The organism is Halorientalis pallida (assembly GCF_049605515.1).
Taxonomy (GTDB): Archaea; Halobacteriota; Halobacteria; order Halobacteriales; family Haloarculaceae; genus Halorientalis; species Halorientalis pallida_A.
On record NZ_CP187158.1, the window covers coordinates 1307759 to 1325875 of the forward strand.

Annotated in this window: 18 protein-coding genes; 14 read left to right on the forward strand and 4 right to left on the reverse strand. The window is 66.4% G+C overall.

Annotation, left to right across the window (positions count from 1 at the left end; all coding sequences use genetic code 11):
• The first annotated feature begins 10 nt into the window (after nucleotides 1-10).
• The 10 genes from ACOZ4N_RS08340 (at nucleotide 11) to ACOZ4N_RS08385 (ending at nucleotide 10536) form a co-directional block, all read left to right on the forward strand.
• Nucleotides 11-1687, forward strand: coding sequence for an NADH-quinone oxidoreductase subunit D (locus ACOZ4N_RS08340; protein WP_424019467.1), 1677 nt, complete (start codon nucleotides 11-13; stop codon nucleotides 1685-1687).
• Nucleotides 1687-2733 carry a complex I subunit 1/NuoH family protein gene (locus ACOZ4N_RS08345; protein ID WP_424019468.1) on the forward strand — a complete coding sequence of 349 codons (1047 nt, stop codon included), beginning with the start codon at nucleotides 1687-1689 and terminating at the stop codon, nucleotides 2731-2733. The genes ACOZ4N_RS08340 and ACOZ4N_RS08345 overlap by 1 nt, the downstream gene beginning before the upstream one ends.
• Nucleotides 2734-2758: 25 nt before the next feature.
• Complete coding sequence (locus ACOZ4N_RS08350) at nucleotides 2759-3220, forward strand: NuoI/complex I 23 kDa subunit family protein (RefSeq protein WP_424019469.1); 462 nt, start codon at nucleotides 2759-2761, stop codon at nucleotides 3218-3220.
• 201 nt (nucleotides 3221-3421) lie between these two features.
• Nucleotides 3422-3697 carry an NADH-quinone oxidoreductase subunit J gene (locus tag ACOZ4N_RS08355; protein WP_424019470.1) on the forward strand — a complete coding sequence of 92 codons (276 nt, stop codon included), beginning with the start codon at nucleotides 3422-3424 and terminating at the stop codon, nucleotides 3695-3697.
• Entirely contained in the window at nucleotides 3694-4044 is a 351-nt protein-coding gene (locus ACOZ4N_RS08360; protein WP_424019471.1) for a proton-conducting membrane transporter, read from the forward strand. Before ACOZ4N_RS08355 ends, ACOZ4N_RS08360 begins: the two co-directional genes overlap by 4 nt.
• On the forward strand, nucleotides 4045-4347 hold the full coding sequence (gene nuoK / locus ACOZ4N_RS08365) for an NADH-quinone oxidoreductase subunit NuoK (protein ID WP_092693418.1): 303 nt from the start codon (nucleotides 4045-4047) through the stop codon (nucleotides 4345-4347). It begins immediately after the preceding gene.
• A gap of 1 nt (nucleotide 4348) precedes the next feature.
• Nucleotides 4349-6418, forward strand: a complete 2070-nt coding sequence (gene nuoL / locus ACOZ4N_RS08370; protein ID WP_424019472.1) for an NADH-quinone oxidoreductase subunit L — start codon at nucleotides 4349-4351, stop codon at nucleotides 6416-6418.
• Nucleotides 6419-7957, forward strand: coding sequence for a complex I subunit 4 family protein (locus ACOZ4N_RS08375; RefSeq protein WP_424019473.1), 1539 nt, complete (start codon nucleotides 6419-6421; stop codon nucleotides 7955-7957).
• Nucleotides 7957-9486, forward strand: coding sequence for an NADH-quinone oxidoreductase subunit N (locus ACOZ4N_RS08380; RefSeq protein ID WP_424019474.1), 1530 nt, complete (start codon nucleotides 7957-7959; stop codon nucleotides 9484-9486). Before ACOZ4N_RS08375 ends, ACOZ4N_RS08380 begins: the two co-directional genes overlap by 1 nt.
• A 183-nt stretch (nucleotides 9487-9669) precedes the next feature.
• A complete protein-coding gene (locus ACOZ4N_RS08385; RefSeq protein ID WP_424019475.1) occupies nucleotides 9670-10536 on the forward strand; it encodes a hypothetical protein in 867 nt (288 codons plus the stop codon).
• Here the strand turns inward: ACOZ4N_RS08385 and ACOZ4N_RS08390 are convergent.
• A complete protein-coding gene (locus tag ACOZ4N_RS08390) occupies nucleotides 10533-10817 on the reverse strand; it encodes a DNA-directed RNA polymerase subunit L (protein ID WP_424019476.1) in 285 nt (94 codons plus the stop codon). The two genes, ACOZ4N_RS08385 and ACOZ4N_RS08390, sit on opposite strands and share 4 nt — an antisense overlap.
• A 168-nt stretch (nucleotides 10818-10985) precedes the next feature.
• On the opposite strand from ACOZ4N_RS08390, the gene ACOZ4N_RS08395 reads away from it, so the two are divergent.
• Entirely contained in the window at nucleotides 10986-13475 is a 2490-nt protein-coding gene (locus ACOZ4N_RS08395; protein WP_424019477.1) for a DUF7527 domain-containing protein, read from the forward strand.
• 8 nt (nucleotides 13476-13483) lie between these two features.
• Here ACOZ4N_RS08395 and ACOZ4N_RS08400 read toward each other — a convergent pair whose 3' ends face one another.
• The gene (locus tag ACOZ4N_RS08400; protein ID WP_092693407.1) at nucleotides 13484-13789 is read right to left on the reverse strand and encodes a hypothetical protein; all 306 of its coding nucleotides are present in this window, start codon (nucleotides 13787-13789) and stop codon (nucleotides 13484-13486) included.
• A gap of 212 nt (nucleotides 13790-14001) precedes the next feature.
• On the opposite strand from ACOZ4N_RS08400, the gene ACOZ4N_RS08405 reads away from it, so the two are divergent.
• Nucleotides 14002-15378, forward strand: a complete 1377-nt coding sequence (locus ACOZ4N_RS08405) for an adenylosuccinate synthase (protein ID WP_424019478.1) — start codon at nucleotides 14002-14004, stop codon at nucleotides 15376-15378.
• Here ACOZ4N_RS08405 and ACOZ4N_RS08410 read toward each other — a convergent pair.
• On the reverse strand, nucleotides 15375-15737 hold the full coding sequence (locus tag ACOZ4N_RS08410; RefSeq protein ID WP_424019479.1) for a group I truncated hemoglobin: 363 nt from the start codon (nucleotides 15735-15737) through the stop codon (nucleotides 15375-15377). The genes ACOZ4N_RS08405 and ACOZ4N_RS08410 overlap by 4 nt on opposite strands.
• Before the next feature lie 159 nt (nucleotides 15738-15896).
• Here ACOZ4N_RS08410 and ACOZ4N_RS08415 point away from each other — a divergent pair, with 159 nt between their 5' ends.
• The gene (locus ACOZ4N_RS08415; protein WP_424019480.1) at nucleotides 15897-16091 is read left to right on the forward strand and encodes a methytransferase partner Trm112; all 195 of its coding nucleotides are present in this window, start codon (nucleotides 15897-15899) and stop codon (nucleotides 16089-16091) included.
• A 38-nt stretch (nucleotides 16092-16129) separates the two neighbouring features.
• Complete coding sequence (locus ACOZ4N_RS08420) at nucleotides 16130-16711, forward strand: DUF7524 family protein (protein ID WP_424019481.1); 582 nt, start codon at nucleotides 16130-16132, stop codon at nucleotides 16709-16711.
• On the opposite strand, the gene ACOZ4N_RS08425 is transcribed toward ACOZ4N_RS08420, so the two are convergent.
• Nucleotides 16708-17793: a DR2241 family protein gene (locus tag ACOZ4N_RS08425; RefSeq protein WP_424019482.1), complete on the reverse strand. Its 1086-nt coding sequence runs from the start codon at nucleotides 17791-17793 to the stop codon at nucleotides 16708-16710. The two genes, ACOZ4N_RS08420 and ACOZ4N_RS08425, sit on opposite strands and share 4 nt — an antisense overlap.
• Nucleotides 17794-18117 lie beyond the last annotated feature (324 nt).

Genomic DNA, 18117 nt, shown 5'->3' on the forward strand with positions numbered 1-18117 from the left:
GGTGGCTCGCATGAGCCTAGAGGAACCGGGACCACGCGACGTGGGCCTCACGAAAGCGGGCGAAGTCGACTACGACGAACTCGAAGCCCTGCTGGGCGACGCGGTGCTGGATCGCGAGACCCACCTCAACGCAGAGGCATTCGTGATCCGGCCCGACGCCGTGCAGGACACCCTCTCGACGCTGAAGGAGGAGGCCGGCTTCGACAACTGCAACTGCGTCACCGCACAGGAGTACCAGGACCGCTACGAGACGATCTACCACCTCACCAAGTACGACGACCGGACACAGGAGGTCGGCGTCGTCGTCCCCACGAGCAAGGACGACCCCGTCTCGGAGTCGGCCGAACCGGTGTTCCGGACGGCCGACTGGCACGAGCGGGAGGCCTACGACCTGGTGGGTATCGAGTACGCGGATCATCCGGATCTGCGCCGGATCCTCCTGCCAGAGACCTGGCAGGGCCATCCGCTCTCGATGGACTACGACCAGACCAAGCCACAGATCGTCACGCTGCGGGAGAACAAGAACCCGCTCGAGGAGGATCAGCGGCTCGACGACGACAGCGACACGATGTTGCTCAACATCGGGCCCCACCACCCGGCGACCCACGGCGTCCTCCACGTGGAGGCCACGCTGGACGGCGAGCAGGTCGCCGACGTGGAGCCCGACATCGGCTACATCCACCGCTGTGAGGAGCAGATGTGCCAGCAGGGCACCTACCGCCACCAGATCATGCCCTACCCCGACCGCTGGGACTGGGGCGGAGCGGGCCTGCTGAACGAGTGGGCCTACGCCCGGACGGCCGAGACGCTGGCCGACATCGACGTGCCCGAGTACGCACAGGTCATCCGGACGATGTCCGCCGAGCTGTCGCGGATCCTCTCGCACATGCTCGCGGTCGCCGCGTACGCGCTGGACATCGTCGGCGACTTCACGGCAACCTTCATGTACGGGATGCAGGACCGGGAGACGGTTCAGAACATCCTCGAAGACCTGACCGGCCAGCGGCTGATGTTCAACTACTTCCGGCTGGGCGGGGTCGCCTGGGACCTGCCCGAGCCCCGCGAGGAGTTCTTCGAGAAGATTCGGGCGTTCATCGACGACCTGCCCGAGAAGCTGGAGGAGTACCACAACCTGCTGACCAGCAACGAGATCCTGCAGGTCCGGACCGTCGATACCGGCTACCTCGACCCGGAAGTCGCCAAGAACTACGGCGCGACGGGGCCGGTCGCCCGTGGCTCGGGTATCGACTACGACATCCGGCGGGACGATCCCTACGGCTACTACGACAAACTCGACTGGGACGTGGTCACCGAGGACGGCTGTGACAACTACGCCCGTCTGCTGGTGCGGCTCCAGGAAGTCGAGGAGTCGGCCAAGATCATCAACCAGTGTGTCGACCTGCTGGAGGACTGGCCGGAGGAGGACCGCACGATTCAGGCCAACGTGCCCCGGACGATCAAGCCCGAACCGGACACGGAGGTCTACAAGTCCGTCGAGGCCGCGAAGGGCGAACTCGGGATCTACATCCGCTCGGACGGGACCGACAGTCCCGCCCGATTCAAGATCCGCGGGGGGTCGTTCTCCAACCTGCAGACCCTGCCGGAGATGGCCGAGGGCGAGTACATCGCCGACCTGATCGCGTCGCTGGGTAGCCTGGACACGATCATGGGCGAGGTGGACCGCTGATGACGCTGTCGGACACCATCGCCGGGCTGCTCGGTCTGAACGCGAACGATCCGCTGCAGTTTTTCGTCGCGGCGATCATCGCGTCGGCCATCGTCGGCACGTTCATGCTCGTGAACGTCGCTATCGCGGGGCCGTGGGCCAAGCGGAAGATCACCGCGACCTTTACCGACCGGATCGCGGTCAACCGGATCGGACCGTTCGGCCTGATGATCATCGTGGCCGACGCGGTGCGACTGCTGTCGAAGGAACTGATCGTTCCCGAGAAAGTCGACCGGCCGGCGTGGGACCTCGCGCCGCTGATCATCGCCGGGTCCGCGCTCTTTGGCTTCGCCGTCATTCCGATGGGGAGCGGCGTGCAGGTCGCCGACCCCGAGGTCGGCCTGGCGTACGTGTTCGCGGTCGCGTCGCTGGCCTCTATCGGCCTCGTGATGGCCGGCTACGCGTCGAACAACAAGTACTCGATGCTGGGTGGCCTGCGCGCGGTCGCGCAGAACCTGGCCTACGAGATTCCGCTCGTGCTGACGGGCGCGTCGGTCGTCATCTTCGCCGGCACGCTCCAGATGAGCGAGATCGTCACGGCCCAGACCGAGACGCTGGTGACCATCGCCGGCATCGGGATCCCGTCGTGGTACGCGTTCGTCAACCCGTTCGCGTTCGTGCTGTTCCTGGCGGCCAATCTGGCGGAGGTCGGCCGGAATCCGTTCGACACGCCGGAAGCGCCGACCGAGATCGTCGCCGGGTACCAGACCGAGTACTCCTCGGTGTACTTCGTGCTGATGTACCTCGGGGAGTTCATTCACATCTTCCTCGGTGGTGCGATCATCACGACGATCTTCCTCGGCGGGCCGGCCGGACCGGTCCTGCCCGGGATCGTCTGGTTCCTGATCAAGATCTGGGCGGTGTTCCTGTTCACCCAGTGGGCGCGGTCGGCGCTGCCCCGGGTTCGTATCGACCAGCTGATCGAGATCGGCTGGAAGGGGATGCTCGTGCTCTCCTTCGCCAACCTGGTCCTGACGGCAATCATCGTCGGAGTGATCGCCGCATGACCGACGTGACCTTCGGAGGTAACTCATGATCGGACTGCTCAAATCCATGGCGACGACGATGAAACACGCGCTCGACGGGGAGACGTTCACCGTCGAGTATCCCGAAGAAGCACCCGAAGTGAGCCCCCGGTTCCGCGGGGTCCACAAGTTCAGCCAGGAGCGCTGTATCTGGTGTCGGCAGTGCGAGAACGTCTGCCCGAACGACACGATCCAGATCGTCACCGACGAACAGCGCAACGGCGAGGAGTACAACCTCCACATCGGCCAGTGTATCTACTGCCGGCTCTGTGAGGAGGTCTGTCCCGTCGACGCCATCCTGCTGACCCAGAACTTCGAGTTCACCGCCGACACGAAAGACGAACTCGCCTACAACAAGGAACAGCTCAAGAACGTTCCCTGGTACAAGGACATCGATCCGCTCGAGTCCCGCGAACCGGACCGGGGCGCGTGGATCGGCGAAGGCGAGGGCGAACTCGACTACCAGTAACCACGGACGACCGACCGCCGTCCGGGTGCAGCTTTTTCCCCGATCCGTCTGAACGACACGTAACACCAGACACACATGACACACGACAATCACACCGGCGGGAGAACAGACGCGTCTCGGTCGAGAACCCGATCTCGGCGACGCGCGCGCGAATCTGATAAAGAAATCTTCAAAGGCCCGCCGATTGGAGAGTGAAGTAAGATGGCACTGTACGAAACCATAGCATTCGGGTTGTTCGCGTTCGTCACGATTGCGAGCAGCCTCGGCGTCGTCCTCTTACGGGACATGTGGCACTCGGCGCTCATGCTGGGTGTCGCGTTGCTCAGCGTCGCGATCCACTACGTGATGTTGCACGCGGAGTTCGTCGCGACGATGCAGATACTCGTGTACGTGGGCGGCGTCCTGATCCTGATCACCTTCGCCGTGATGCTCACCCGCAAGGACGAGCCGGCGGAGTCGCCCGAGGTGACAACATGACCACTCGGCCGCGTCTGGCCGACGACGCCAACTGGGTCGCCGGCGTCGCTGCCCTCGGCCTGTTCGCCGTGCTGGCGGCCGTCTTCGTCACTGCCGGGTTCCCCGGTGCGGCAGGGTTCAGTGGCGAGGGGTCGATCACGGCGAGTATCGGTTACGCGATGTTCGACATGCCCGATCAGGCCACGTTCCCGAGCGAGAACTTCCTGGTGGTGTTCGAGATCATCGACCTCGTGCTGGTGGCCGCGCTGGTCGTCGCCGTCATGCTGGCCCGGCGCGACGACGGGTCCGTCCTCGGCGTGCTGACCGACGGCGGGCGTGACCAGAAACGGGACGGAGGTGACGACTGAATGGTCCCAGCCGAGTACTACCTGTTGCTGTCGGCCGCGATGTTCTGTATCGGGCTGTTCGGCATCCTCACGCGGCGTAACGCGTTGATCTTCCTGATGTCCGTCGAGCTGATGCTCAACGCGGCGAACATCAACCTCGTGGCGTTCTCCTACCAGTGGGGGAACCTCACGGGACAGGTGTTCAGCCTGTTCACGATGGCGCTTGCCGCGGCCGAGGTCGCCATCGGGATCGGGATCATCCTGGTGCTGTACCGCAACTTCGCGGACATCGACGTGACCAAACCGACGACTATGAGGTGGTAAGATGGTGAGTGCATTCGAGTTCGTTCCGGCGATCGCGGTGTTGCCACTCGTATCGTTCGTGGTCGCGCTGACCTTCGGAAAGTGGATGCCCAAGAAGGGTGCCCTGGCCGGGATCTTCGCGACGGTCGGCTCCCTGCTCATCTCGATCTGGACCGCACTGACGGTCGCGGGCATCCTCGGTTCGGAGACGGCGTATCACGAGGAAATCTGGACGTTCGCGACGGGGCTCGGAACCTTCGACCTGCATCTCGGGGTCTTCGTCGATCCGCTCTCCTCGCTGATGCTGTTGATCGTCTCGCTGATCTCGGTCCTCGTGTTCATCTTCTCGCTCGGGTACATGAACGACGAGGACGAAACCGGGCTGCCCCGGTATTACGCTTCGCTCTCGCTCTTTAGCTTCAGCATGCTCGCCTTCGTCTTCGCGGACAACATCCTGATGGCGTTCATGTTCTTCGAGCTGGTGGGCCTGTGTTCGTTCCTGCTCATCGGCTTCTGGTTCCGCGAGGACGCGCCGCCCAGCGCCGCGAAGAAGGCGTTCCTGGTCACCCGCTTCGGTGACTTCTTCTTCCTGATCGGCGTCGTCGGCATCTTCGCCACCTTCGGCACGGGTCTGTTCGCCACGGAGGCGGGCTTCCCCGCGATGGCCGAGCAGGCGATCACCGGCGAGATGCCCGGGCCGGTCGGCGAGTTCCTCGGTGCGGTCGGCATGGGTGCCCAGCAGTGGTTCACCATCCTGGGCCTGCTCGTGCTGGGCGGGGTCGTCGGCAAGTCGGCGCAGTTCCCGCTGCACACCTGGCTGCCCGACGCGATGGAAGGTCCGACCCCCGTCTCCGCGCTGATCCACGCGGCGACGATGGTCGCGGCCGGTGTCTATCTGGTCGCGCGCATGTACGGGTTCTACCTGCTGACCCCGACGACGATGGCCATCATCGCGCTGATCGGTGGCTTCACCGCGCTGTTCGCGGCGACGATGGGCGTCGTCAAGCAGGAACTCAAGCAGGTGCTGGCGTACTCGACCATCTCCCAGTACGGGTACATGATGCTCGCGCTGGGCTCGGGCGGGTACGTCGCCGCGGTCTTCCACCTGACGACTCACGCCGTGTTCAAGGCGCTCCTGTTCCTCGGCGCGGGGTCGGTCATCATCGCGATGCACCACAACGAGAACATGTGGGACATGGGCGGGCTCAAGGAGAAGATGCCCGTGACCTACTGGACGTTCCTCTCGGGCTCGCTCGCGCTGGCGGGGATCGTGCCCTTCGCGGGCTTCTGGTCCAAGGACGAAGTGCTGTACGAGGCGCTGATCCACGGCCTCGGTAACCCGGTCCTGCTCGTCGCGTGGGCGATGGGCCTGCTGGCGGTCTTCCTGACCGGCTTCTACACCTTCCGGATGGTCTTCCTGACCTTCCACGGTGAACCGCGGTCCGACACGGCCGAGGACCCCGAGTCGGTGCGCTGGAACGTGAAGCTCCCGCTTGGCATCCTCGGCGTGCTGGCGGCGACCATCGGCTTCATCAACATGGTGCCGATCAAGAAGCTGACCGGGCTGAAGATCGACTACCTGCACCAGTGGCTGATGGGGTCCGAAGCGGTCAACGCGGAGTTCCTGACTGGACTCCACCACTACGAGCCGATCCTGAAGGAGGTCGCCGGCATCAAGGCGAGCTACATCGCTGGCGGTGAGATTCCGACACTGCTGATTTCGGCGGCGCTGTCGCTCGGGCTGGCACTGGCCGGTGTCGGACTGGCCTACCGGCTGTACGCGGTGCCGGAGCCGGTCGAACACACGAAGAAACTCGGCGGACTGCGGACGCTGCTCATGCACAACTACTACCAGGACGAGTACCAGGTGTGGCTGGCGGAGGGTGTGACCCTCCCGCTGGCCCGCGTGGCCGACACGTTCGACCAGGGAATCATCGACGGCGTCGTCAACGGAATCTCTAGCGTGAGCCTGTTCTCGGGCGACCGCGTCCGGCGGATCCAGACCGGCGTCGTCTCCAACTACGCGGCCCTGCTGACCATCGGGCTCGCGCTCCTGTTGATCGCCTTCGGCATCGTCGGGGGGTGGTTCTGAATGCTGGTCGAACTGCTCATCGTCTTCGCGCTGATGGCGGCGGGACTGGTCTTCCTCGTCCCCGACGAGTACGCGGGCCAGTTCGCGGCCGTCCTCAGTCTCGTGCCCGTCGGCGTGAGCCTGTGGATGTACAGCGTCTTCGACGGCACGGGCAACGCCCTGCTCGAAGGGGGGCAGCCCGCCTTCGAGACGGTGGCGAACTGGATCACGCTCGGGCCGTACGCGATCAGCTGGCACGTCGGGCTCGACGGCGTGAGCATGCCGCTGGTCGTGTTGACCACGCTCCTGACCACGCTGGCCATCGTCAGCGCGTGGACGCCCATCGACGAACGGAAGTCCCAGTTCTACGGCCTGGTGCTGTTCATGCAGGCCGCGCTGATCGGCGTCTTCGCGGCGCTGGACTTCCTGCTGTGGTTCGTCTTCTGGGAGGCCGTCCTCGTGCCGATGTACTTCCTCATCGGCGTCTGGGGCGGGCCGCGCCGGAAGTACGCCGCGATCAAGTTCTTCGTCTACACCAACGTGGCCAGCCTCGTGATGTTCGCGGGCTTTTTCACGCTGGTCTTCGGGCTCGGTGACTCCATCAGCACGCTGGGCCTGCCGGCAATCGCGCAGGCGCTCGAAGCGGGACAGCTCGGCAGCGTCGGCGGCTTCGGCCCCGGCACCGTCAAGCTGGCCGCCTTCGCCGCGCTGTTCTTCGGCTTCGCGGTCAAGGTGCCGGTCGTCCCGTTCCACACGTGGCTCCCGGACGCACACGTCGAGGCCCCGACGCCGGTGTCGGTGCTGCTGGCCGGCGTCCTGCTGAAGATGGGGACCTACGCGCTGCTCCGGTTCAACTTCACGATGCTCGCGGACGTGGCGCGGGCCAACGCCGCGCTCATCGCTATCTTCGCGGTCGTCTCGGTGATCTACGGGGCCATGCTGGCGCTGGCCCAGCAGGACCTCAAGCGGATCGTCGCCTACTCCTCTATCTCCTCGATGGGCTACGTCATCCTGGGACTCGTCGCCTTCACGCCCCACGGGGTCGGCGGTGCGACCTTCCAGATGGTCAGCCACGGCCTGATCTCCGGGCTGATGTTCATGGCGGTCGGCGTCATCTACAACGAGACTCACACCCGGATGATCGGCGACATGTCCGGGATGGCCGACCGGATGCCCGTCACCGCGGGCGTGTTCGTCGCGGCCGCCTTCGGGTACATGGGCCTGCCGCTGATGAGCGGCTTCGCGGCCGAAGTGCTCGTGTTCATGGGGGCGTTCCGGTCGACGACGATTCCGATGGCCCCGCTCTTTACCGGGATCGCGATGTTCGGTATCGTGATCGTGGCGGGCTACCTGCTGCGTGCGATGCAGAAGACGCTGTTCGGGCCCTTCCGGCTCGAAACGGACTACGAGATCGGGCGTGCCCCGCTACAGGACGTGGCACCGCTGTTCGTCCTGCTGGCGCTGGTCATCGCGCTCGGCGTCGCGCCTGATCTGTTCTACCAGATGATCCAGGACGCAGTGTTCGAAGTGACGGCACTGGGCCTGGGAGGTGGTGCCTGATGATTCCACTCCAGACACAGAGTACGTTGCCCGACTGGGCGGCGCTGGCCCCGACACTCCTGCTCGGGCTGACCGCGCTGGCCCTGTTGCTCGTCGACAGTATCGACCCGGACGAGGACTCGCCGGGCCTGCTCGCTGGCGTCGCGACGCTGGGCTCGGTTCTGGCGATGGTCGTCACGGGCTGGTACCTGGTAGCCGGGACGGGCATGCCCCGGACCGGCGGCGCGATCGAGCTGTTCAACGGCCAGCTGATCATCGACGGGATGAGCCTGTTCTTCACGTTCATCTTCGCGAGCGTGTCCGCGCTGGTGAGCGTCGCCAGCTACGACTACCTGGCCGACCGCGCCCACCAGGCCGAGTACTACGCGCTCGTCTTGCTCGCGGCGACCGGGATGACGCTGATGGCCTCGGCCAACAGCCTCGCGACGGCGTTCGTCGCGCTGGAACTGTCCAGTCTCCCGTCCTACGGCCTGGTCGCGTTCCTCAAGAACAACCGCGGGAGCGTCGAGGCGGGCCTGAAGTACTTCCTGATCGGTGCCGTCTCCTCGTCCGTGCTGGTCTACGGGATCAGCCTCGTGTACGCCACGACCGGCGTCATGAAACTGCCCGCAATCGCGACGGCACTCGAAGGCGGCGTCGCGGGACAGGGGACGCTCGGCGTCCTCGGCGTGGGCATCTTGATGGTCGCGGGCGGCTTCGCGTTCAAGACCGCCTCCGTGCCCTTCCACTTCTGGGCGCCGGAAGCCTACGAGGGCGCGCCGGCCCCGATCTCCGGGTTCCTCTCCTCGGCCTCGAAGGCCGCCGGGTTCGTGCTCGCCTTCCGCGTGTTCGTCACGGCCTTCCCGCTGGAAGTCGTCGCCGGCACCCTCGACTGGACGCTCGCGTTCACCGTGCTGGCGCTGGTGACGATGACGCTCGGCAACTTCGCCGCGGCCACCCAGGACAAGGTCAAGCGGATGCTGGCGTACTCCTCGATCGGCCACGCCGGCTACGCGCTGATCGGTATCGCCATCGTGACCGGGACGGCCAACCAGGGCTACGCCCTGGGGGCCAGCATGCTCCACCTGTTCGTCTACGGGTTCATGAACACCGGCGCGTTCCTGTTCGTCGCCCTGGTCGAGTACTGGGGCGTCGGCCGGACCTTCGAGGACTACAACGGGCTGGCGAAGCAGGCACCCGTCGCCTGTTTCGCGATGACGATCTTCCTGTTCAGCCTCGCGGGCCTGCCCATCGGGGGCGGCGCGCTCTCGAAGTGGGCGCTCCTGTCGGCGACGGCCAGCGCCGCCACGCTGAGTGCATACCTGCTCGCGGCGGCACTGATCGTCAACAGCGCGCTGTCGCTGTTCTACTACTCCCGGGTCGTCAAGGCGATGTGGATCGAAGAACCGACCGGTGACTTCGAGGTCTCGTCGTACCCGACCGGCCTCTACGCGGCCGTCGTCGGTGCGGCCATCGTGACCTTCCTCCTGTTGCCGGCCTTCGGCGTCGTCTCCGGGACGGCCTTCGACGCCGCGGCCGCGCTCTTCTGACGCCGCGGGTCGCTTTCGCTCGTCGCTCGTTTTCGCCGCTCGCGCATTCGACGACGCTCACTCCGTTCGCGTCGTCCTGCTCGCGGGTCGCTGGCGCTCCCCGCTCACCTGTCCGGAGAGACTCTCGTCGGTCGCCTCTCCTAACCGACAGCCTTTCCGTCTACGGGTCCCTCGCTCCGGCCGATGAAGTGGCGGTGTGAGCACTGTGGGAAGCCACACGAACGCAACGATCCACCCTGTGACAACTGTGGCCACAGCGAGTTCGAGAAGGCAGTCGTGCCGATGGCCCCGGAAGCCGACGACGAGGAGGCCAGCAAGACCTACGCCTGGATCTGCACGGAGTGTGGCAACGACCATCCCAAGCACACGCCGCCCTGTGACCGGTGTGGGAACGCCACACTGGAACGCCGGGAGCTGAGCTACGACGAGGACGAGATCGTCTCCGAGATGCTGGAGGACAGTTCCGGGCGGACCCCGAGCGCGGACGTGAGCTATCTGGAGGTCCTCGACGCCAAGCTCGTCTTGCTCTTTCTGGGCGTGGCCGCGCTGGTGGCGTATCTGGCGCTGGGCTTTCTCGGGATCGTCCAGATCCCGGGGATCTCCCCCGCGCCACCGGTGCCCGGGAACGCCACCGCCGCGGACGGCCTGGTGTTCGCGGACGTGGAGTCGGCCTACGTCGACGAGTTGAACGCGCGGCGGTCCGCCGATGGGTTCGCGAATCTGACCGCCGACGGGAATCTCGCCTCGGCGGCGACGTACATCAACCAGCAGGTGGTGCGGGCGCAGTACACCGACGAAAGCCCGACCATCGACGAGTCCGAAGTCGGGTCACGGCTCGGTGACGCCTGCGCGGACGGGTACGCGCCCGCGACGTACTCCTACGACCTGGATCGGGCGAGCGACACGCCCACGGAGCGCGAACTGGCGCGGCGGCTCGCGGCGAGTTACGACCAGACCCGTTCCTTCGAGGAGGCACCGGAGGCAGTGATCGGCGTCGATCTCCACGCGGGGCCGGACGGCGTCCTCTACGTCACGCGGATCGTCTGTTAGGCCGCCGCCTCGTAGGCCGACCGGAAGTCGTCGGCTTTCTCCATGACGCGTTCGGCACCGGCTTCGAGCGCGTCGAGTGCGTCCACGTCCTCCTGGGTCTTGACCGTCAGAATCGGCTCGGTCTGCCCACCGGACTGTTCTGGGTTCACGTCGTAGGTCGCGGCCTCGACGCCGTCCGATTCCAGCAGTGCGCCCTTCAGGACGTTCATGAAGGTGTGGTCTTCGCCCGCGATCTCGATAGAGAGTTCCGTGTCGGTCTTCTCGATGACCCGCAGTTCCATGGTCTCCCGTCCACACTTGGCGGCATTGAAGCTTACGAACACGGGAGGGGCGGTCTCGCCGGTTCGTGACCCCGACCGGCCGGGTCGGTCCCCGGCGCACCGGGTCACGTCCGGCGGGCCGCGTTTTCCCCGCAAAGTATTAGGACCGCATGGGACTTGTGTGAGGTAATGACGACACGCGCGGTCGAGCAGGTCGACGACTGGGACTCCCGCCCGTTCTCCGGCGGGTACCGCGGCCTGCACGACCTGGCTGACGACGACTTCTCCGGTATCGTCGCGGCGGGACCGACGCGACTCTGCATGACCTCCGGCCGGGTGATCGGCATCCTCGACGGCACCATCGAGGACTTCGAGGACGCGGAGGGGACCGCCTACGAGGCACCTTCGCCGGCGCTGCCCCTGCTCTCGGTCATGCAGGAGCGCAGCGACGAGGTCCGCGCCCAGTACTACACCGAGGAGACGAGCATCGAGGAAGTCGACCGGACACTCACGCAGGGGAACTTCACGGGCTACGTCGAACTGTCCGAGAACGTCCTCAGCGGCGACTACTATCTGGTCTACCACCAGGGCCGCTCGATGAGCGTCGCCTGGGTCGGCGCGAGCGAGCAACTCCTGATCGACGACGAGGCCTTCGACCAGGCCAACGGCGAGGTCGGCATCTACGAGGTGCGACCCGTCGACATCGAGGTCGTCGAGCTTCCGGAGCCGACCGAACCCGCGACCGGCGGGTCCACCTCGGAGACCGGCACGGCGGCCGCGACGACGGCCGAGAGCGATACCGGGTCCGAGGCGACCAGCCCGGAAGCGGCCGGCGACGAGCCGGCCGAACCGGCCTCCCCAGCCGAACCGTCGACGGCCGACGACGCCAGCGAGGCGGGGGGAGACGAGGGGGAGCCGGCCCCCGACGACGCCGAGGAGACGAGCGAGCCACCGGCCGACGAGTCCGAACCAGCGCGAGCGGAGGCGGACACAGCGGACCAGTCCGCGTCCGAATCCACGCCGGAGTCGGCCGAGACGAGGGACCAGGGACGCGGCGGCGCGGCCAGCAGTGGCACGGCGGGGGCGGCCGCGCGTGACGAGCGGGGGCGGGACGAACCCGACCGACAGCAGTCCAGTGGATCGCGACGCGAGAGCCAGCGTACCGAGTCCACGGGGACTGAGCAACAGCGAGAACGGTCCGACCGCGGGGCGTCCTCGCGGAGCGGTGAGACACAGCCCCGACAGCAGCGATCCAGCGCCCAGGAACCGACGCCGAGAGACGCACAGCGCGATACCGGATCACGGAGTGCCGGGACCACCGGGAGTGCGAGCGGGCCTCGGTCGGGGGCTGGCGAGTCCCCCCGCGCGCGCCAGAAGCAACAGCAGAGCAGTACCGGCAACGTCGGTGAACTGGAGACCCGATCCATCCCGTCGCTCGATCCCGACCGGACGAGCGAGCCGGACGACGGGAACGGGCAACAGGGGCCGACGGCGGCCGGGTCGAACGCGCGTTCGGAACCCGACCCCGGGCCCGCAGGAAATCCGGGCAGTGAACCTCGTCGCGGATCGGGACCGGCGGGTCAGGGGCCGGAGTCCGCGTCGCGGCAGGGGACGCCACGACGGGATCGGGGCCAGCCCGAGCGGCCGCCGGCGGAGGGTCAGCAGGGCGAGCCACACCGGGAACCGGCCGATACGGAGCCGGACCCCGAACCCGACGGCCCTGCGCCGGCCGAGATCGAGGAGCTAGAGGCGGAACTGGAGGCACGGGAGGAGGAGATCGACGAACTCGAATCCACGCTGGCGACGGTCGAGGACGAGCGCGACGAACTGGAGGCGGAACGCGACGAGCTGGCGGCCGAGCGTGACGAACTCCGCGAGCGGGTCGAACAGCTCGAACGCCGGATCGACGAACTCCGCACCGAGGAGGGCGGAGAGTCGGTCGCGGACCGGGAGCGGCTCAGCCCAGCCGAGGCCATCGAGGGGACGAACCTCTTCGTCCGGTACGCCTCGAAAGGCGACGCGACGCTGGAAGCGGCCCACGCCGGGAACGCCGAGGCTGGTGCGGTCAACGACAACATGCAGATCCAGTTCCACACCCAGTTCGAGGCCGACGACGTGGCCGTCAACGGGGAGCCGTTCGCGGCCTACCTCACGGACACGATCCAGTACAGCTTCGTCGAGTGGGTCGTGCGGGTTCTGCCCTACGAGATCCGCGATACGGGCCACCAGGAGGCGCTGGGCCCGCTGTACGACGCGCTCCCGAAGATCGACCGGGCGGAGCTGAACGGCGCGATCACCGTCCAGTACCAGGAAGACGGCGAGGAACACCGCAGTCAGGAGAGCTTCGACGTGGTGTTGCGCGACCGGATGGGCAATCCGCTGATCGTCGCGAACATGAACGAGTCCCGCCAGCCCGCGAGCCAGAGCATGATGGAGGGGCTGATCACGGCCTCACAGCGGGTCGGCGAGTCCAAGGAGTCACTGGCCGGTGCCTTCCTCGTCACGTCGAGTTTCTTCGAGCCGGAAGCGATGGAGGCGGCTTCGGACGCGACGGGGAGCGGTCTGCTCAGCCGTGACAAACGCGAGAGCTTCGTGAAGCTCTCTCGAAAAGACGGATTCCACCTCTGCCTGGTGGAAGCGCGCGAGGAGAATTTCAACCTCTCCGTGCCCGAGATCTGAGAGAGGGTTCAGTTTTCGATTTCGGCGACGTCTTCGATCTTCATGTCGTCGAGTTTCTCGATGATGTGATCGATCTTCTCGTCGAGATCGTCGACGAATTCGGAGGTCTGTTCGGTCGTGATGGCGCCCTGACTCGAGGGTTCGATGAGGTTCTCCTCCTCGAGGACGCGCAGCGAGTACCGAACCTTGTGATGTGGGTAGCCGGTCTCGTTCGACATCTTGACGATGCCGATCGGCTCGTTCTCGATTACCATCCGGAGGACCTGCAGATGGCGCTCGAGCATATCTACTTCCTTCTCAAGCCTGTCTATCATGGCAATTGTTAACTTGTGTTCGCAGGTTTTAAAGGTTGCTGTCCGGCCTACTTAAAGAGCAGCCTCAAATTACGTGTTCGACGGGTACGGGTTTAAAACTTTGTATGATACCACACGGCACGGGCCGCCCGAGCGGGCGGCGCTGTGCGCGTGCAGTGGACGATTGCGAGGGGACCGTAACCTGTTTATCGGGATGGGCAGAAACCCCGGTGATGACCGTAACTATCGTTGGGTCCCAGCTGGGCGACGAGGGCAAAGGCGGCATCGTCGACCTGTACGGCGACGCCGCCGACGTCGTCGTCCGCTACCAGGGTGGCGACAACGCCGGTCACACCGTCGTCGAAGGGGACGAGGAGTACAAACTGTCGCTCGTCCCGAGCGGAGCCGTCCGCGGCAAGGTCGGCGTCCTCGGCAACGGCTGTGTCGTCAACCCGCGGACCCTGTTCGACGAACTCGACGCGCTCCGGGACCGCGGGCTCGACCCCGACGTGCGGGTCGCCCGGCGCGCACACGTTATTCTTCCCTACCACAGGGTTCTCGACGGTATCGAGGAGGAGGTAAAGAGCGAGACCGACGACGAGGTCGGCACCACCGGCCGCGGCATCGGCCCCACCTACGAGGACAAGGCCGGTCGCCGCGGCGTCCGCGTCGGCGACCTGCTCGACCCCGAGGTCCTCCGTGACCGACTGGAGTACGTCGTCCCGCAGAAACGCGCCATCGTCGAGGACGTGTACGGTCTCGACGTGGCGGACCTCGACGACCCCGACGCGCTCGACGTGGACGCGCTCTACGAGGAGTTCCGCGAGTTCGGTCGTCGACTGGCGGACGAAGGCATGACCGTCAACGCGGGCGAGTTCCTCGCCAGCGCCATCGACGACGGCCAGAACGTCATCCTCGAAGGGGCCCAGGGAACGATCATCGACATCGACCACGGCAACTACCCCTTCGTCACCTCCTCGAACCCCACCGCGGGCGGGGCCTGCACCGGGACCGGGCTCTCCCCGGGCGTCGTCGGTGACGGCGAAGTCGTCGGCATCGTCAAGGCCTACCTGACCCGCGTCGGGAGCGGCCCGATGCCGACCGAACTCGGCGGCGTCGAGGGCGACACGCCGGGCTACGAGGAACAGGGCGAGGGCGAGAACGAGGAACTGGCCACCTACATCCGCGAGGAGGGCGACGAGTACGGCACCGTCACCGGCCGCCCGCGCCGGGTCGGCTGGCTCGACATGCCGATGCTCCGCCACGCCGCCCGCGCGAGCGGGTTCACCGGCCTCGCGGTCAACCACGTCGACACGCTGGCCGGCCTCGACGAGTTACAGGTCGGCCACACCTACGAACTGGACGGCGAGACCCTGGAGACGATGCCGGCCACCACCGAGCAGTGGGCCGACTGCGAGGTGAACCTCAGGACCTTCGATGGCTGGCCCGAGCAGGACTGGGCCGCGGTCGCGAGCGAGGGGTACGACGCGCTCCACGAGAACGCGCGGGCGTACCTCGACTACCTCAGCGACGAACTCGACACGCCGATCTACGCGGTCGGCGTCGGCCCGGGACGGTCCCAGACCATCGTCCGGGAACGTCCCTTCTAGCGACAGAGAACGTCGTCTTCGAGTCCCCGCACCGCCGCGACCACCTCGTCAGCGTCGGCGTCGTCGACCCCGCAGGCGTCGAGACTCGCCCGGAGGTGCGAGACGACCGTCTCGAAGTCGTCCTGCGTGAGGGCGAGGTCACGGTGGGCCGCGCGCATGTTCTCGCCGCTGTACTCCGCGGGCCCGCCGGCGACCTGACTGATGAACAGCGTCTGGTGCTGGCGCTGGCGGTCCATGTCCACGTCCTCGAAGAACGGTTGCATCCGTTCGTCGTCGAGCATCCGGTCGTAGAACTCGTCGACGACGGTCTCGATCCCGTCGGCGCCACCCAGTCTCTCGTAGAGGGTCGTTGCCTCCATGTCCGGGGAGGGCGGTGGACCGGTGAAAAGAGTGCCGTAAACAGGGCGTAGCAGGCGTGTACGTTGCGAATACGTTCGGGAGAGGATTTATGTGTGTCGCCCGAGCGCGGCGGGGGTCGGTTCGGCACGTTTTTGCCTCGGCCGGCCGGAGGTAGACGTATGCGCGAGGACCTGATGGACATCATCTGCTGTCCACTCGACAAACACGAACTCGACCTGGAGGTCATCCGCCGGGACGACGAGGAGATCATGGAGGGGCGACTGGTCTGTACCGAGTGTGGCGAGGAGTATCCCGTCGAGGACGGGATTCCGAACCTCCTGCCGCCGGACATGCGCGAGGAGTCACCGGCGTAGACTGAACCTTTTTCCCCCCGCCACGCGCAGGTGGCGGTGTGCCCGACGAGTTACCCGTCGACGTGAACCGCCGGGAGCGCAACTCCCTGAACGTCCCGGCGTCCATCGAGACCGACGATTCGTTCGTCATCAGGGTCCGGAATCACGGGAACGCGAGCCGGGTCCACGTCCACCTCGACGAGAACCTCTCGGCGGTCGCCTCGCTTGAGGACACCAACTACTACGTCGAGGCAAACAGCGCGCAGGCGATTCCGGTGAGCGTCCACGAACACGGCGTCGTCCACGGGAAGATCAAACTCTCGGCGGGCTACGGGGCGACGACGCGGTGGGTCGACGTGAAGCTGACCGAACCCGACGACGCCGGGAGCGTCGAGGTCGACGAGAGCCTCGCGGAACCCGGTGGCGGCGAGCGCGACACGGACGAGGAGCGCGCTACGGACGGGGCCGCCTCCGGCTCGGTACTCGCGGATCGTCCGGCGTTGCCGGTGCTGGTGCTGGGTGCGCTGGCAGTGGCCGTCGCCGTCGGCGCGGCGGCGGTCTTCGAGAGCGGACTGGTCGCCGCCGGCGCAGTCGCGGTCTTCGTCGCCGTCCTGCTGGCCGGCTACCTGCTCGTTCGCTAGTCCTCAGTTTCGACGCCACAGAGGTTGCCGTCGTCGTCGAACAGCTTCGCCCGGAGGTATCGTGTGCGATAGCGGTTCGCGTCGTCGTACACGTCGGCCTCGCGGATCTCGTCGCTCCGGCCCTCGGCGACGGCGTCGATGATCGCCTCGATCTGTTCTTTCTCGCTGGGCGTCAGCTCGAACTCGTAGGTCCGTGACTGCTCGCCTTCGAGTTTCGTCCACTGGCGCGCGGCCGAGACGACGAGCGAACACGGCTCCCGGCAGGGGAACGCGCCGTCGCCGCCGTCCACGTCGAGGTCGGTCTCGTCGTCGTACTCCCACTCGCGGCGCTTGAGACACTGCGAGTCGTCACAGCAGGCGTCGGCCACCCAGTTGACGTGTTCGTACCCCTCGCCGCGGTCCCAGGTCTGGATGACGCCGTAGATGCCCGACTGCCGACCCATGGTCTCCGTCCAGTGGTCCACGTCGAGTTCGCCCTCGCGCTCGCGGTGCCAGTTGACGACCGTCGCCGGGTAGAAGAAGTCGACCGTGCTGACCAGTTCTCGCGGGCTCAGCTCCGGGAACACCCAGCCCGACCGAAGCGTCGGCGCTGTCTTCAGCGGCCGGTACCGGTCGCGCTCGTCGTGCTTGGCGATCCGACGGGCGTCCAGCGGGTCGTCGTGGCGTTCCAGGTCCGCGACAGCCGCGTCGGCGTCGTCGACGTGACGCACCTCGTAGCGGCGCTGGCCGTCCTCGGCCCGCTCGACGGCGAGGCGCAACTGGCCCCACTCGCGGGTCACTCCCTCGGCCAGTCGGTCGTAACGCTCGGGGACGGCCCCTTCCTCGGCACCTTCGAGCCAGCGCAGGTAGGCCCGGTCGGCTGGCGCGTCGGGCGCGACGCGAGTCCAGAAGTCCCAGTTCGTGACGTAGGCCGGGTTCTCCGACGCGACCGCCTCGAACTCGGCCTCGGTGAGTCCCGCACGGTCGATGTCGGGCGTCCGGAAGCGATAGCCCGCATCCGTCGTCTCCGCCCGGAGACCGTCACAGTCGACGCCGCCCTCACTCGCGGCTTCCGCCAACCGGCGAACCGCCGTCTCGCTCATACCCGAACGGTGGGATGCCAGTCGAATAAACTCCGTCTTTCCGTCCCGAACCGCCGGGAATTTCTTTCTCGTATTTATATTTTTGGCCGAACTTCCGGGTCGGAAACGTCGATTCCCCCTTTTTGGTACAGGGGGGTATAGGTAGCAGTGCATGGTCTCACGCTGACGATGGGTGCCGCCCTGTCAGCAATCGGTTGCCCGCGACCATGCTTCGGCCCTCCACGCTTCGGCCCACCCGGTCCCGCTTCGGCCCCCCTCGCCCGTGACCACCGCCCTTCCCCAATCTTTCCACGGATGTATACACGCACACCGCGCGGTACTGTC

What these genes read in the sequence shown, in the direction of transcription:
- ACOZ4N_RS08380 (WP_424019474.1), top strand. Translation starts at nt 7,957, where the DNA reads ATGATTCCACTCCAGACACAGAGTACGTTGCCCGACTGGGCGGCGCTG.
- ACOZ4N_RS08400 (WP_092693407.1), bottom strand. Translation starts at nt 13,789, where the DNA reads ATGATAGACAGGCTTGAGAAGGAAGTAGATATGCTCGAGCGCCATCTG.
- ACOZ4N_RS08375 (WP_424019473.1), top strand. Translation starts at nt 6,419, where the DNA reads ATGCTGGTCGAACTGCTCATCGTCTTCGCGCTGATGGCGGCGGGACTG.
- ACOZ4N_RS08360 (WP_424019471.1), top strand. Translation starts at nt 3,694, where the DNA reads ATGACCACTCGGCCGCGTCTGGCCGACGACGCCAACTGGGTCGCCGGC.
- ACOZ4N_RS08390 (WP_424019476.1), bottom strand. Translation starts at nt 10,817, where the DNA reads ATGGAACTGCGGGTCATCGAGAAGACCGACACGGAACTCTCTATCGAG.
- ACOZ4N_RS08340 (WP_424019467.1), top strand. Translation starts at nt 11, where the DNA reads ATGAGCCTAGAGGAACCGGGACCACGCGACGTGGGCCTCACGAAAGCG.
- ACOZ4N_RS08395 (WP_424019477.1), top strand. Translation starts at nt 10,986, where the DNA reads ATGACGACACGCGCGGTCGAGCAGGTCGACGACTGGGACTCCCGCCCG.
- ACOZ4N_RS08425 (WP_424019482.1), bottom strand. Translation starts at nt 17,793, where the DNA reads ATGAGCGAGACGGCGGTTCGCCGGTTGGCGGAAGCCGCGAGTGAGGGC.
- nuoL (WP_424019472.1), top strand. Translation starts at nt 4,349, where the DNA reads ATGGTGAGTGCATTCGAGTTCGTTCCGGCGATCGCGGTGTTGCCACTC.
- ACOZ4N_RS08345 (WP_424019468.1), top strand. Translation starts at nt 1,687, where the DNA reads ATGACGCTGTCGGACACCATCGCCGGGCTGCTCGGTCTGAACGCGAAC.
- ACOZ4N_RS08415 (WP_424019480.1), top strand. Translation starts at nt 15,897, where the DNA reads ATGCGCGAGGACCTGATGGACATCATCTGCTGTCCACTCGACAAACAC.
- ACOZ4N_RS08385 (WP_424019475.1), top strand. Translation starts at nt 9,670, where the DNA reads ATGAAGTGGCGGTGTGAGCACTGTGGGAAGCCACACGAACGCAACGAT.
- ACOZ4N_RS08355 (WP_424019470.1), top strand. Translation starts at nt 3,422, where the DNA reads ATGGCACTGTACGAAACCATAGCATTCGGGTTGTTCGCGTTCGTCACG.
- ACOZ4N_RS08350 (WP_424019469.1), top strand. Translation starts at nt 2,759, where the DNA reads ATGATCGGACTGCTCAAATCCATGGCGACGACGATGAAACACGCGCTC.
- ACOZ4N_RS08410 (WP_424019479.1), bottom strand. Translation starts at nt 15,737, where the DNA reads ATGGAGGCAACGACCCTCTACGAGAGACTGGGTGGCGCCGACGGGATC.
- nuoK (WP_092693418.1), top strand. Translation starts at nt 4,045, where the DNA reads ATGGTCCCAGCCGAGTACTACCTGTTGCTGTCGGCCGCGATGTTCTGT.
- ACOZ4N_RS08405 (WP_424019478.1), top strand. Translation starts at nt 14,002, where the DNA reads ATGACCGTAACTATCGTTGGGTCCCAGCTGGGCGACGAGGGCAAAGGC.